Source organism: Campylobacter sp. W0066.2, assembly GCF_024723515.1.
GTDB lineage: Bacteria > Campylobacterota > Campylobacteria > Campylobacterales > Campylobacteraceae > Campylobacter_D.
This window is the reverse complement of the sequence record NZ_JANQCV010000001.1, coordinates 39,021-52,815: the sequence shown is the minus strand read 5'-3', so window position 1 is coordinate 52,815 and position 13,795 is coordinate 39,021. Positions and strand designations below refer to the sequence as shown.

The 13,795-nt window shown below is 30.9% G+C and carries 11 protein-coding genes and 2 pseudogenes; 6 read left to right on the top strand and 7 right to left on the bottom strand.

Annotation, left to right across the window (positions count from 1 at the left end):
- The first annotated feature begins 18 nt into the window (after window positions 1–18).
- The 4 genes from CAMP18498_RS00265 to CAMP18498_RS00250 are packed head-to-tail and all read left to right on the top strand — an operon-like array spanning window position 19 to window position 2,748.
- Window positions 19–486, top strand: coding sequence for a DUF4149 domain-containing protein (locus CAMP18498_RS00265; protein ID WP_337196667.1), 468 nt, complete (start codon window positions 19–21; stop codon window positions 484–486).
- 33 nt (window positions 487–519) lie between these two features.
- Window positions 520–1,269 (top strand): flagellin, encoded by a 750-nt coding sequence (locus tag CAMP18498_RS00260; protein WP_337196665.1) that lies wholly within the window; start codon window positions 520–522, stop codon window positions 1,267–1,269.
- A 37-nt stretch (window positions 1,270–1,306) separates the two neighbouring features.
- Window positions 1,307–2,182, top strand: coding sequence for a tRNA 5-methoxyuridine(34)/uridine 5-oxyacetic acid(34) synthase CmoB (gene cmoB, locus CAMP18498_RS00255; protein ID WP_337196663.1), 876 nt, complete (start codon window positions 1,307–1,309; stop codon window positions 2,180–2,182).
- Between the two features lie 2 nt (window positions 2,183–2,184).
- Window positions 2,185–2,748 (top strand): hypothetical protein, encoded by a 564-nt coding sequence (locus CAMP18498_RS00250; protein WP_337196661.1) that lies wholly within the window; start codon window positions 2,185–2,187, stop codon window positions 2,746–2,748.
- On the opposite strand, the gene CAMP18498_RS00245 is transcribed toward CAMP18498_RS00250, so the two are convergent.
- Together CAMP18498_RS00245 and CAMP18498_RS00240 are read right to left on the bottom strand one after the other, a co-directional pair.
- Window positions 2,728–2,913, bottom strand: a complete 186-nt coding sequence (locus CAMP18498_RS00245; RefSeq protein WP_039668212.1) for a hypothetical protein — start codon at window positions 2,911–2,913, stop codon at window positions 2,728–2,730. The genes CAMP18498_RS00250 and CAMP18498_RS00245 overlap by 21 nt on opposite strands.
- An 8-nt stretch (window positions 2,914–2,921) precedes the next feature.
- Window positions 2,922–3,446, bottom strand: a complete 525-nt coding sequence (locus tag CAMP18498_RS00240; RefSeq protein WP_337196659.1) for a thermonuclease family protein — start codon at window positions 3,444–3,446, stop codon at window positions 2,922–2,924.
- Window positions 3,447–3,499: 53 nt separating this feature from the next.
- On the opposite strand from CAMP18498_RS00240, the gene CAMP18498_RS00235 reads away from it, so the two are divergent.
- Window positions 3,500–4,768 carry a M20/M25/M40 family metallo-hydrolase gene (locus tag CAMP18498_RS00235; RefSeq protein WP_337196658.1) on the top strand — a complete coding sequence of 423 codons (1,269 nt, stop codon included), beginning with the start codon at window positions 3,500–3,502 and terminating at the stop codon, window positions 4,766–4,768.
- Between the two features lie 137 nt (window positions 4,769–4,905).
- Window positions 4,906–6,197 (top strand): annotated as a pseudogene (locus CAMP18498_RS00230) (anaerobic C4-dicarboxylate transporter); the annotation flags it as partial.
- 43 nt (window positions 6,198–6,240) lie between these two features.
- On the opposite strand, the pseudogene CAMP18498_RS00225 reads toward CAMP18498_RS00230, so the two are convergent.
- The 5 genes and pseudogenes from CAMP18498_RS00225 to CAMP18498_RS00205 all read right to left on the bottom strand — a co-directional run bounded on the left by CAMP18498_RS00225 (window position 6,241) and on the right by CAMP18498_RS00205 (window position 13,782).
- Window positions 6,241–8,092, bottom strand: a pseudogene (locus tag CAMP18498_RS00225) (aryl-sulfate sulfotransferase).
- A 43-nt stretch (window positions 8,093–8,135) separates the two neighbouring features.
- Window positions 8,136–8,780, bottom strand: coding sequence for a thiol:disulfide interchange protein DsbA/DsbL (locus CAMP18498_RS00220; protein WP_337196656.1), 645 nt, complete (start codon window positions 8,778–8,780; stop codon window positions 8,136–8,138).
- A 55-nt stretch (window positions 8,781–8,835) separates the two neighbouring features.
- Entirely contained in the window at window positions 8,836–11,235 is a 2,400-nt protein-coding gene (locus CAMP18498_RS00215) for a DUF3726 domain-containing protein (RefSeq protein WP_337196654.1), read from the bottom strand.
- Window positions 11,236–11,253: 18 nt separating this feature from the next.
- Window positions 11,254–12,780, bottom strand: a complete 1,527-nt coding sequence (locus CAMP18498_RS00210; RefSeq protein WP_337196652.1) for a BCCT family transporter — start codon at window positions 12,778–12,780, stop codon at window positions 11,254–11,256.
- Window positions 12,781–12,789: 9 nt separating this feature from the next.
- Entirely contained in the window at window positions 12,790–13,782 is a 993-nt protein-coding gene (locus tag CAMP18498_RS00205; protein ID WP_337196650.1) for a membrane dipeptidase, read from the bottom strand.
- Window positions 13,783–13,795 lie beyond the last annotated feature (13 nt).

The window sequence follows — 13,795 nt, the reverse complement described above, 5'->3', positions numbered from 1 at the left end:
TTTTTATAGGAGAAAATAATGAAATCAATATATTTATTTTTACTAGCAAGTTTAATTGGGATTGAAATTAGCATAGGCGTACTTTTAGCTCCGACTATATTTTATCCTGCTAAATTCATAGGCGAAGGAGTTTTAACTCATTTTCAAAGTGGGCTTTTAATGACACACATTTTTGTACAATTTGGTTATGTTTTATTAGGTGTGAGTGTTTTGTCTATTTTAATGGAAATTTTCTCATTTAAGGATAAAAATTTAACTTTTAAAATAAATTTTTCAAAATTTATGCTTTCTTTAATCATTTTGGCACTAAGTTTGCTTTTTGTATTTTACTTCACTGCTTATGTTTTAGAAACACAAAGCTTAGGAGAAGAAGCAACTAAGACTCAAGAATTTATAAAAATTCATGGCGCAAGTGAAGTTGTGATGAAAATTATCATGTTATCACAAGTAATTTTGTTTTTTTTAAATTTTAAAACAAAAAAGTGATATAATAAAATAAGTCTTTAAAAGGAGTCAAAGATGAAAATAGGCGATATAGGAACAACTCAACAAAACCATTACTTAAATCAAGCGCAAAAAAGCCAAGAAAAAGCTTTAGAAAATATAGCCGCAATGCGTGCTATAGATGGAAGCGATGGAGCAAATTTAGCCATAGCTGATTCTTTAAGAAGTCAGTATAGCACTATAGATCAAGGCATTTTAAATGCTTATGATTCAGTAGGTGTTTTACAAATTGCAGACTCAGCACTAAACAATATATCAGCCACCGCAGATAGACTTAATGAACTTTCAGTACGCTCAAATAGTGCTGCATTAAACGATAGACAAAAAAGTATGTTAAATGCCGAAGCAAATAAACTTATAAGTTCAATCAATGATGCATTTTCAAATGCAACTTTTAATGGAAAAAATGTCTTCCAAAGTATGGATTTTGTTGTTGGATCTGAGGTTGAAAGTATCAATTTAAATCAACCAAGTACAGCAAACTTAAGCCTTGAAAACCAAGATGGAATTCGCGATTTTCAAGATCAAGTAGATTCTTTACGCGCAGATATTGGTGCTGGGATTAATGCTATCTATTCTAACATCAACTCATCTTTGCAAACTAGCATTAATACTAAAGAAGCTGAAAGCAAATTGCAAAATAATGACTTAGCACAAAATATCAATGATTTTAATGCAAACTACTTAAAAGAAAATGCATTTTTATTTGCAAATGCTCACTCAAATATAATGCTGCAAACTAAACTAGCAAGTTTACTTCAATAAAAAAACTCCCAAATAAGGGAGTTTTTCAAGGAAAAATATGCAAGATAATGCTTTATTAAAGCAAGTTTTAAAACATCCTTTATATGAAAAAATTCAAAAACTTAGCACAAAAATTAAAAACTCAAATTATCTTATAAACGAAAGTTTTGATATTTTTTGCGATAAAAGCTTCGATAATGAGATTAAAGATATCGCTTTAGAATTAAAACCTTGGCGTAAAGGACCTTTTAAAATCAATGATTTATTCATAGATACAGAGTGGCAAAGTTTTATTAAATTTAACATATTAAAGCCATATATACAAGAAATCAAAGGTAAAGTGGTCGCAGATATTGGCTGCAATAATGGTTATTATATGTTTAAAATGCTTGAATTTAACCCTTCAAAACTCATAGGTTTTGATCCTTCTATTAAGTATTATTTGCAATTTTTACTTTTAAACTCTATTGCAAAAACTCCTATACAATATGAGCTTTTAGGCGTGGCTGATGTACCAAATTATGGCATAAAATTTGATGTGATTTTTTGTCTTGGAGTAATTTATCATCGTAGTGATCCTATAGCCATGCTAAAACAACTCAAGCAATCTTTAAATAAAGATGGCATAGTCTTTTTAGATACTATGTATATAAAAGATGAAAGAGAAATTGCACTTATTCCTCAAAAAACTTATTCAAAAATACCAAATATTTTTTTCATTCCGTCGATATTAGGTTTAAGAAATTGGTGTTATAGAGCTGGATTTAGTGAATTTGAAGTTATAGCAACTAAGCAAACTGATTTTGAAGAGCAAAGAAAAACACAATGGATTAATTCTTATTCTTTAGATCAATTTTTAGATGAAAATGACTCAAATTTAACTTGCGAAGGTTATGAAGCACCAAAAAGAGTTTATGTTAAATTAAAGGTGTAAAAATGGCAAGAGCAGCAAGTGCTGTTAGCATAGAAGAATTGATAGATCCTGAAGAATTAAATCGCATTAAATCAGAACTCATCACTTGTCCAGGAATAAACAATACTTTAGCAGGAAGCATTTCTCATATAGAAAAAAATTTTGCTAAAGGTATCTTAATCACAACCCATGATATGGCAGTAGATGAGCTAGGATTAGTGCATAGTGGTTTTGTATTTAATGCGGCAAATTATATAGCTCAAGCTGCAATCAATAAAGAATTTAGCGTCTTAATAGGCTCAAGAAGCTTTTTTTATGCGCCTTTAAAAGTTGGAGATGTTTTAAATCTTGAAGCAAGCGCTCTATTTAGCGATGACTCAAGAAAAAGAGAGGTTAAAGTAGTTGGCTTTGTAAATGATATTAAAATTTTCGATGCATCTTTTCAAGTAATCACCACAGATGATCATATATTTAAATTAAAACAAAGTCAAAGCACAAGCTCTAGTAGTCAAAACCAACAAGAAACCTCCAAGCAAGATGCTACTCCAGAGGAATTAAATGCTGTTTTAAAAGGAATCGGGGGTTAAAGGTAAATCCACCCAATTCTTTGGGCATTCTTTATGGTAAGTCCCGCTTGCATCATAATATTCTTTACAATCATCATAAAAGCGGTTTGAAATTCCTCTTTCATTTACAAAACAACCACCAAAAAATAATGCTAAAAATCCAATGAAAAATATTTTTTTAAACATCTCTTTTCCTATTTTAATCTTATTTGTTTACGCCATTTGTAAGGTTCTATAGGATTTTCATCTACCCATAAGCCTTTTTTATTTTCTTTGGCATAATTTTGCTCATTTACATATAAATCACTATAATGCTCATAAGCCCAAGCAAAACCATTTTTAACCATAACTTGATTGATATCTTTATCATTTAAATACACAATGGCTAAAATTCTACCATATTTGTCCTCATCTTTTACATTTAAAACAACTTCTTTATTCAAGACAATTGCATTTAAAAATTGCGCAGCCATCTTTCCATAGGCTTGATCACTTTCAGGTGCATCTATACCAAAAAGTCTGATTTTAAGTTTTTCATCTTCAAATTTAGCCTCAATAGTATCCCCATCTACTACACGACTTACTTTAGCATTAATATATGAGCCACTATCATAATTTAAAATATAAGCAAAAGCAAATAAAAAAAATGCAATTAAAAATTTCTTTGGATCTTTTAGTAAAGTTATTAGTAATTTAATTTGCTTTTTAGAAATTTTCATTTAAACCTCATCTATATAAAAATATGCCATAATTACAACAAAAAGGAGATTTTATGCAAGAAATTATACAAAATTTTAAACAAATTACTCAAATACCTCATTGCAGTTTCAAAACCGAAGAATTGAAAAATTTTCTCATTGATTTTGCTAAAAGTCAAAACTGCCAAGTAAGCGTTGATGAAGCAGGTAATATCCACGCATATAAAGGAAGTCCTAAAATTTGTTTACAAAGTCACTATGATATGGTTTGCATGGGAGAGGCTCCAAATATACAAGTATATGAAGAAAACGGATATTTAAAGGCTAAAAACTCAAGCTTGGGTGCAGATAATGGCATAGGAGTATCATTAATGATGCAAGCTTTAAAAGACTTTGAAAATATCGAATGTCTTTTTACCAATGATGAGGAAGTTGGACTTTGTGGAGCAAACAATCTTACCCATACTTTGATTTCAAACAAGCTTTTAAATTTAGATCATGAAAGCGATGATGAAGTTGTTATAGGTTGTGCTGGTGGTGTGGATATTTTTGCTAGTTTAGACTTAAAAATAGATGAAAAAGAAGGTGAATGCTATGAAATAGAGGCGATTGATTTTAAAGGTGGGCATTCAGGGATTGATATAGTAAAAAATATTAAATCATCTATTAAAGAAGCAAGTTATTTTATCACTCAAAATCAAGGTGAACTTTGCGAATTTAACGCAGGTGAGAGAATCAATTCTATACCAAAACATGCTAAAATCATAGCATTTTTTCAAAATCCTCCAAAAGAAAATAATCATTTTAAAATAAAATATCTAGGTAGAATCAAAAGAACATATTACAAAAACTCTCGAATCATTTTAAATCTTATCAATGCTTTTGCACAAGGAGTTAGAACTTTTAATCATCATCTAAATTTAGTCCAAACAAGTATCAATCTTTCATTAGCTTATGAAAAAGAAGGTAAATTTCATTTTGAACTTTTTGCAAGATCAAATGATTTGCAAGAGCTTAAAAATATAGAATTTGAAACCTTAACTTATTTTAAAATGCAAAGCTGTGAAGTTTCAAGTGCAAATTTTTATCCACCTTGGGCTAATAAAGATACTAAATTTGGAGAAGAAATTCTAAGTTATTTTAAAAAAGAAAATCAAAACGCCAAGCTTTACACTATACATGCTGGTTTAGAATGTGGTATTATAAGCGAAAAACAACCGCTAGAATGTTGTTCCATAGGGCCAAATATCCATAGCCCTCACTCAACAGATGAAAAATGTGAAATAGCTTCTATTGAAAAAATCAGCAAAATTCTTTTTGCTATTTTAAAAAATCATCAATAATTCATAAATAAAAAACCAATATTTTGACAAATAAATTCAAAATATTGGTAAATATTTATTTAAATAATAAAAAATTTTATTTACTATTAATAAAACTTGCATTATACTCTCGCATATTTTACAAATAAGGAGAGAGTATGGAAATGCTAACTAGCCTTAGTGAAGGCACTCAATTTAGTATCCAACTAGCTGTAGTTCTTATTTGTCTTTTTTATGGGGCAAAAAAGGTGGTATCGCTCTAGGTTTACTAGGCGGTATAGGTTTATTGGTTTTAAGTTTTGGTTTTGCTGTAGCACCTGGAAAACCTTCAATTGATGTTATGCTTACCATCTTAGCTGTTGTTGTTGCTAGTGCAACCTTGCAAGCTAGCGGTGGTTTAGATGTAATGTTACAAATTGCAGAAAGAGTTTTAAGAAAAAATCCTAAATTTTTAACCATCTTAGCACCTTTTGTAACTTGTATTTTAACCATGCTTTGTGGAACCGGACATGTTGTTTATACCATGATGCCTATTATTTACGACATTGCTATTAAAAACGGCATACGCCCAGAAAGACCAATGGCTGCTTCTAGTATTTCTTCTAAGCTTGGTATCATCGCAAGCCCTGTTTCAGTTGCTGTTGTAAGCTTAACAGCGCTACTTTTAAATCCAGAAATCAACAAACATCCTTTAGCAGGTTTTGATGGCTATGTGGATTTACTTGCTATTACTATACTTTCTACTTTAGTGGGTGTTTTAGCTATAGGAATTTTTTCTTGGTTTAGAGGAAAAGATCTTGATAAAGATGAAGATTTTCAAGCTAGAATCAAAGATCCAGAGCAAAGAGAATATATCTATGGCGATAGCAAAACCCTTCTTGGTCAAAAACTTCCAACTATTCAATGGGTAGCTATGTGGATTTTCTTAGGCGCTATTGCAATAGTAGCTATACTCGGAGCCTTCCCAGAACTTAGACCACAATTTACCTCAAAAGGCGTTACTAAACCTATGAATATGGTTGCAGTAATTCAAATGTTTATGCTTTTAGCAGGTGCAGCATTAATCATCTTTACCAAACTTGATGCAAGTAAAATTGCAAAAAATGAAATTTTTAAATCAGGCATGATAGCTTTAGTGGCTGTTTTTGGGATTTCTTGGATGGCAGATACTATGTTTGCAGTGCATACTCCTATGATGAAAGAATCTTTAGGAAATATCGTTATAGAACACCCTTGGACTTATGCAGTTATGCTTTTATTGATTTCTAAATTTGTTAATTCTCAAGCAGTAGCAATTGCAGCATTTGTCCCACTTGCACTAGGAATTGGTTTTGAGCCAGGCATTATCATTGCTTTTGCAGCAGCTTGTTATGGATATTATATTTTACCAACCTATCCAAGCGATCTTGCAACTATACAATTTGATAGATCAGGTACTACAAAAATAGGTGCAGGATATTTATAAAAACTAAAGGGCTTTAAAAAAGCCCTTTTTATTTAAATGCTTTTTCTAAATCAATAGGCATAGCCTGATAACCAGCACTTGCTCCACTAAAACGAATTTGCACTGAAGGCTTTTTAGCTCCCCATTTAAACTCATCTATTTCAGGCTTTGGTTCTCCTATAGCAACACCCTTGCTCAAATCAAAAGCCATACCAGCACTAGCACTATAAACCATAATCGAATTTTTATCTTTATAATACTCAGCTAAAGAAGTGATAGGCGAAAACCATTTATTGCCTCTTTGTTTTCCATATTCCCAAATTTGCTCTACGGTTTTATTTTTTTGATCTATTTTACATATAACCGCTCTTGAATATTTCATCGAAGCAAAAGCAGGTTGTGTTATAGCTCTTGCATCGCCATTATCAAAAGCTGTAATGAAAATATATCTTTTATTAGATTTTTCATCTATTCTAAAAGCAGTGTGCTGTGTCCATGTAAAATCAAAGCCACCTTCCTTATTTTTATAACCAGGACATTTACTATAATCATCTTCACAAATTATATTTTTGCCATTTTTATCAATAGGTTGCAAAAGTGCTTTTTTATATTTTTCTGTCTAGCCCTTATGCGCTCCTAATATCCATTTTACTTTTTTATCACGCCCGATTTTTATAATAGCGCTTTGATGACGACTTGAAATGATAATGCTATCATCGCTTGGATCATAATCTACACTATTTACATGAGCCCAGTTACGCCCTACTCTAGTGCCTGCTATATCCCCAAAAATTTCACTTGTATCCATTTTGGCTAATTCTTCATTGCTTAGAGTTTTACCCGCTTTTGAAACATCTACATTCAAACAAACCGCACCTTGATCTAAAACTTTGATAATATTAGCTCTATATGGATCTAAAATTTCAAAAAGCCTCCACTCATCTACCACATTGCCATTATTATCAACCTCTACTATCACATCACGCACTGAGCGCATATTTTTACCATCAGGACGCTTAACATTGGCCAAAGCCTACTCTTAAAAAATAATTACCATTTGGCATTTGACTCATAGAATGAGAAAAATCTATATAAGAAGAAGGTAAAAGACGGTTAAAAATTTCTCTACCCATTAAATCATATTTTACATATCTTTGACCAAACCCAAAGCTTAATGTCCCATCTGAATTTTGTCTAAAACCCATCATAATACCACGATTATAAATATTATTTTTATCCATTAGTTTATCATTATCTAAATACCAACGAATTTCACCCTTTGTATCGACAATGAAGGCATTAGAAGCTTCATCCCATTCTAAAGCACCACCACTTGGGTTATTCCATATAGCTTGAGAGCTTTTTGCGCTGTATTTTCCTGGAGTATTATTTATTAGATATAATCTATCTTCAAATTCTTTATCTACTTTAAGTACTTCCACTTTTTCAAAAGGCACACCTCTTTGCATAAGACTTCCACTTGGCTCTATATTTACCCCACCTGTTGCTATTTTATATACCTCATCTATTACTTTTTCACTTTTTCCAAAAGCATTTTTAATATAGCTTACTTTTACTGTGTTTAAATACGATGGATGAAGTCCAAAAATAGGAATTCCTCCATAAGTTTTAATTTTATTAGAACTTACCTTATAAGATATAGTTTGTCCATTTGACTTTGGAACTATAGTCACACTCACATCGCTTAACTCATATCCTCCATCTACAATCACAGCACTAAGCAGGGATAAACCATAAGGATTGAGCTTTATAGCTCCAATTTTTCCTTACACCTGATAATCTATCTTAGCCCCACTTGCTTCACCTACAGCTAAAGCTAAATTTGGCGTTAAAACCACACTAGCTAGCAAGCTTAAGCTGATGATTTTTTTAATTTTCATGCTTGTCCTTTATAAGATCAATAACACCTTTAAAATAAAGGCATTATTTAACCGAAAGTTCTTTAACTATACGAATTAGTTCTTCTAAAGAAGTAATGTATTCGGGATTGATTTGATATTTACCATTTACTACAAAAGCAGGTGTGCCGTAATTTCTTGAAATTTCATTAGCCACATCATAAGCAACTAAAAGCTCTTTGGCTTCTTTAGTTTGTAAAAATTTTTGCAATTCTTCTTTGCTAGAACCGATAGCATTTAAGCCTATTTTATAAAACAAATCAAGATTATTTAAATTTAACTTTTGCTCAAAATGACTTATAAAATACACATCAGCAAGCTTATAGGTAAGACTTTTTTCGCTAGTAACATCTAAACCTAAGGATTTTTCTTTAAAAGAAGCTAAAGCAAACATCTCATTTAAAGCCCCACCATACTCACTCATAGAACTTACCGAAAAAAGATCATATTTTAAATTTGGCAAAACCTCTTTAACCTTTGCTAAAGTGTGAAATTGATGATGGGTGTAACAATGAATGCAACGATAAGAAAATACCTCTATTAGAGAATTTTGTGCATTTGGGATAGGTGTTTTTAAAGTAATATACTCTTTACCCTCACTTAACGCATTTGCATTTATAGCAAAACTGAGCGTACAACAAACAATCAAAAAAATATTTTTTAAATTCAATTTTAACTCCTATATCATGATATCGCAATATAATTATATTGCGATATCATAAACATCAGGATTCAACCACACCTCCAGCATCTTTTCTTGATTGCTCACTAGATTGAACCATAATTCCTTTTGTATATTTCAACAGTTCCTCCCATTCTTTCTTTTGTAGCAAGATGCCTTTTTGAACACTCTCTTCGTAATTTTTTTCAATAATATCATGAGAAATACTTACATTCTCATTATTTCTGATTAAAGGATTTTTAGAAATTTCAATATAAAGCGCTCTTTCATCTAAATCACAAGGTATATTTTTCATTAAAATATCTGGAAAATCTTCATTATTTTTTATAAAGTATTCCACATACTGAGATTGCTTTATGTCATACCAATAAGCTTTAACATATAAATTTTTATTTGATAATCTTTTTAACTGAGAATACACAAAATACCTATTATAACATTTTGAAATTTTTATATTTAAAGAATTATATTGATTTAAAAAATCAAGCGCATACGCAATAATAATTTGAATATGACATAATATGCTATGATGATTAAGATCAACACTTAAATACTCATTTGTAATATTTAATGTTATATCTAAATTGTCGCTTTTCAAATAAGGCGCAGCTTTAAGAAAATTTGACAATCCATTTAATCCAGCCATTTGCATGTCAATAACCATAGATGCAATTAAATCAGCTTCTCCAAGATTTAATTTTAATCCATTATAAGCTTTAATACAAGCAGCTTTAAGTTCGTTTTTGGAAACATAAACATTATTATTAGATAAATCACAAACACTATGCTTATTTTTTGGCAATAATGGAAACATCCACTCATTAGCATGAATTTCATCTATTAAAGGTGCATTCTGAAACAATGTCACTTGAACCCATCTATCTGATCTTGGATCATACTTTGTTGCACCAAACATAGACAATTTAGCTCTTAAAAGATGCATGGGCAAAAAGTCTTTTGCTAAAACATTAGCTCTTATATCACCCATTACACAATTTCCCATAGTCCAAACTCTTCTAGCTATAGATGTAAAATAAGGGTTTTCTAATAAAAATTTACTTATATGTAAATAATCATCCTGATTTTTTAAAGCATTGTAAAATTTAACCACTTGCCTAGCAATATCTAAAGGTTGTTCTAGTTCATCTCCATTATCAATACCTCTTACTCCAAGCCTAGGCTCTTCTTTTTCTTCAGATATATACCAAAACCAATAATTATTTTCAGGATTTTCAAAATTAATACCTAAAGCCCAATCATATTTTTTCTCTATTACATTTTTAATTTCAGAAATTTTAACACCAGTAAGTTCTAATGGAGTTTCATCGATTGTCATCATTTTATCGTGTATATCAACTAATTCAGGATACAGTTCTAATAAACACGAAAGTACGATTTCTTGTGCTTCTAAAGAATATTTTTTTGTATATTCTACAAATTCCTCAATAATCATAGAAGCATTTATTTTTGTTTTTATTTCTTTTACTATATAAGAAAGCTCACTTGAAGCTATTTTGTTTAAATTATCTTGCCTTGAATCTATTGTTGTTATTTCTTTAAGATGTAAACTTGCTCTTTTTAAATAATCAATCAATTCTTTAGCCTTACTCATATCAAGCTTTTGTTGCATAACTTTTGACAAAGCTAATTCTCTTTGATAAAGCCAATTATCAACAACTTTTGGGTGTTTAATCAAATAAGGAGCCATACCAAGTCCAGTAGCATTTCCCACACCTAAATATCTTTGAATATCTCTATCAAGTTCTACAGCTTTATCTCCACCACGCTGTTTGGCTATATAATTTACCCAATCTAAGCTAAATTGCCTTACAATATAAACAGCACACATTTCGGCAGAAAATGACTGAGAAAAATCTCCATTTTTTTGCAGATTATCAAAATCAGAAATTCCAAATTTTCCACTTCCATATACAGCTGTGGTTCTTAATATATAACCAACTTTAGCTAGTTCATCTAAATCAGGTTGTTTTCCATTAGCTAAAGAATTAACAATATATTCAAAAATTCTTACACTTTTATTAGCCCTTGCTAAAACAAAAGCATTGTTAAAATTTCTACCAGCTTCTTGCAGTGGAACATTTTCTTTTAAAACAGTCAATAATCCACTATCGATCTCTCCATTTACAAAAGTAAAAGTAACATCCCACTTATTTGCTATAACTCTATCATTTCTTTCTTCATCTTTTATATAATTAGCAAATATAACAAGATGATATATTCCATGAGGTGTTCTAACTTGATATATTACATCACCAAATCCTTTATCATCTAAATCCCATAAAATATTTTTTAATACCCATTTTTCTTGAGCAATTTTCCTCATCAAAGTTCTAGTAAAACTAAGTCTAGATGAGTGCATAGAGCCTAGTCTTTCTAAAGACATGACTTCTTGTGGACTTCTTAATTTCATATCATTTTTCATTTTGTCTCCTTTTTTGTATTAACGTAAATTTTGCTCATCTGCCATTTTAATTGCAATCTGTATAGAGTTCCATAAGGTTGGTAATAATATAAATGAAACAGGCACAGCAGTAATTACTATAAATGATTGTAAAGCCGAAATTCCTCCCTGTCCGATAGATATTAAAATAATTGCCAATACCCCCATTAAAATTCCCCAAAAAGCTCTAAGAAGCTTACTAGGTTCAGTGTTCCCACTAACAATAACACTCATAGTATAAGTCATTGAATCACCAGTTGTAATAATAAAAATAGCTGCTAATATCAAAAATAATGCTGAAATAAATGTTGACAATGGCAATGACTGTGTTATTGCTATTAACGCAGCAGGTATATTAAAACCTTTAAAAGCAGAGCTTATGCTGCCTGGATTTTCTATTTCAAAATACAATCCTGTTCCACCAACAATAGTAAACCAAAACATTGTAATAATTGGTGCGCAAATACTTACAGCTATAATAAGCTCTCTTAAAGTCCTACCTCTTGAAATTCTAGCAATAAAGATAGCCAATACTGGACCATATCCTAAAAACCACCCCCAAAAAAACAAAGTCCAAGATGCAAGCCAAACAGTATCTTCTCTATAAGTAGCCATAGGTATAAAATTTTGTATCAAAGTTCCAACACCTTGAACATAAACATCCAAAATAAATTTTGTAGGACCAAAAATAAAAATAAAAAACATCAAACCTACAGCTAAAATAACATTCCATTTACTAAGAATTTGAATGCCTTTTGCTAAACCTCTAAGTGAAGATATAGTATAAACTAAAATAGCCAAAATAATAATACTCATTTGAGTGATTATATTATCTGGTATTTGAAAAATCATATTTAGTGCATAAGAAATTTGTAAACCTAAAAATCCTATAGGTCCTATAGTACCAGCAGCAACAGCCACAATACAAAAAGCATCTATTAAAGAACCAATACATCCGTGTATAACTTTATCACCAAAAATAGGATAAAGAATAGTTCTAGGTCTTAAAGGAAGGCCTTTTTCATAGTGTAAATACATTAGCACTATTGTGGTAATAGTTCCAGAAACAGCCCAAGATAAAAAACTCCAATGCATGTAAGATTGTGCTAGAGCTTCTGTGATTTTTTGAAAAATATTACTAGTATTTCCAAATACAGGAGATGGATAAACAAAATGAGCTATAGGCTCTCCAGCAGCCCAAAAAACACCTCCGCCTGCAAGTAAAGTACACATAATAATAGATATCCATTGAAATGTACTCATTTCAGGATTTTTAATATTACCCAAAACTACGCCGCCTGTTCTTCCCCAACTAAGCCCGATCCCAATAATAAAAGTCAAAAGTAGTAAAATTTGCCAATAAGCACCAAAGTATTTTGCTGAGACATTAAAACCAAACTCAACGATCGCGCTAAGTAACTTTGAATCAATTAAAGCTATTACAACAAATATCATCAAAAATCCACTACTACAAATTAAAGTCAACTTATCAATACGAGTATTGTTTTTAGGAGCACTGTTTAACATTTTAGCTCCTTAGCAAGTTTGAGCTTTTAAGCCATCTTGTAAAAAATGAAGCCAATTAAGACCCATGATTTTTTTTACATCATTCTCAGAAAACCCATAATTAATCAATCCTTTATAAATATTATATAAGCCACTAGAATCATTAAACCAAGACACATTTTTAGGCCATGTGGAATTAGTAGCACTACCTTCGCCATAATCTTTTATCTTAGACCATCTACCATTGCGCATCCATTCTAATACATCTAATGGTTGATTTAAACATAAATCACTTCCTATACCTATATGATCAACCCCTATCATATCTGCCAAATCAGCACTCATTTTACAAAAATCATCCAATGTACAATCACTTCCATTTGGCAAATGAAAAGGATATAAAGACAAACCTATCAAACCTTTTCTTTTGGCTAAAGCTTTTATCACCTCATCGCTTTTATTTCGCAATCCATTATGCGCAAATTTAGGATTAGCATGAGATATACATATAGGGCGAGACGATATGTCAATAGCTTCCAATGTTGATCTATCACTACTATGGGACATATCAACAATCATACCAACCCTATTCATTTCTTCAATCGCTTGTTTGCCAAAGCGAGTAATACCGCTGTCGTTTTTTTCATAACAACCAGTAGCCAATAAACTTTGATTATTATAAGTTAGCTGCATAATCAACAAACCAAGCTGTCTCATAACAGATATTAACCCTATTTCATCATCAATCAAAGAACAATTTTGTGCTCCAAAAAAAATCCCTACCTTATTTTGAGCTTTTGCTTTTAAAATATCTTCGCTTGAAAAAACAGGCAATATACATTCATTAAATTCTTCAAAAAATCTATGCCACTGGGCAAATCTAGTGAGTGTTTCTCTAGCATTTTCATGATATACTAAAGTAACATGCACAGCACTAACACCGCTTAATTTTAAAAATTTAAAATATTCTTTATCCCATTTGCAATATTGCAAACCATCTATAATGATATCTTTCCCAAACATAACCACCTCCTTT

What these genes read in the sequence shown, in the direction of transcription:
- CAMP18498_RS00265 (WP_337196667.1), top strand. Translation starts at nt 19, where the DNA reads ATGAAATCAATATATTTATTTTTACTAGCAAGTTTAATTGGGATTGAA.
- CAMP18498_RS00260 (WP_337196665.1), top strand. Translation starts at nt 520, where the DNA reads ATGAAAATAGGCGATATAGGAACAACTCAACAAAACCATTACTTAAAT.
- cmoB (WP_337196663.1), top strand. Translation starts at nt 1,307, where the DNA reads ATGCAAGATAATGCTTTATTAAAGCAAGTTTTAAAACATCCTTTATAT.
- CAMP18498_RS00250 (WP_337196661.1), top strand. Translation starts at nt 2,185, where the DNA reads ATGGCAAGAGCAGCAAGTGCTGTTAGCATAGAAGAATTGATAGATCCT.
- CAMP18498_RS00245 (WP_039668212.1), bottom strand. Translation starts at nt 2,913, where the DNA reads ATGTTTAAAAAAATATTTTTCATTGGATTTTTAGCATTATTTTTTGGT.
- CAMP18498_RS00240 (WP_337196659.1), bottom strand. Translation starts at nt 3,446, where the DNA reads ATGAAAATTTCTAAAAAGCAAATTAAATTACTAATAACTTTACTAAAA.
- CAMP18498_RS00235 (WP_337196658.1), top strand. Translation starts at nt 3,500, where the DNA reads ATGCAAGAAATTATACAAAATTTTAAACAAATTACTCAAATACCTCAT.
- CAMP18498_RS00215 (WP_337196654.1), bottom strand. Translation starts at nt 11,235, where the DNA reads ATGAAAAATGATATGAAATTAAGAAGTCCACAAGAAGTCATGTCTTTA.
- CAMP18498_RS00210 (WP_337196652.1), bottom strand. Translation starts at nt 12,780, where the DNA reads ATGTTAAACAGTGCTCCTAAAAACAATACTCGTATTGATAAGTTGACT.
- CAMP18498_RS00205 (WP_337196650.1), bottom strand. Translation starts at nt 13,782, where the DNA reads ATGTTTGGGAAAGATATCATTATAGATGGTTTGCAATATTGCAAATGG.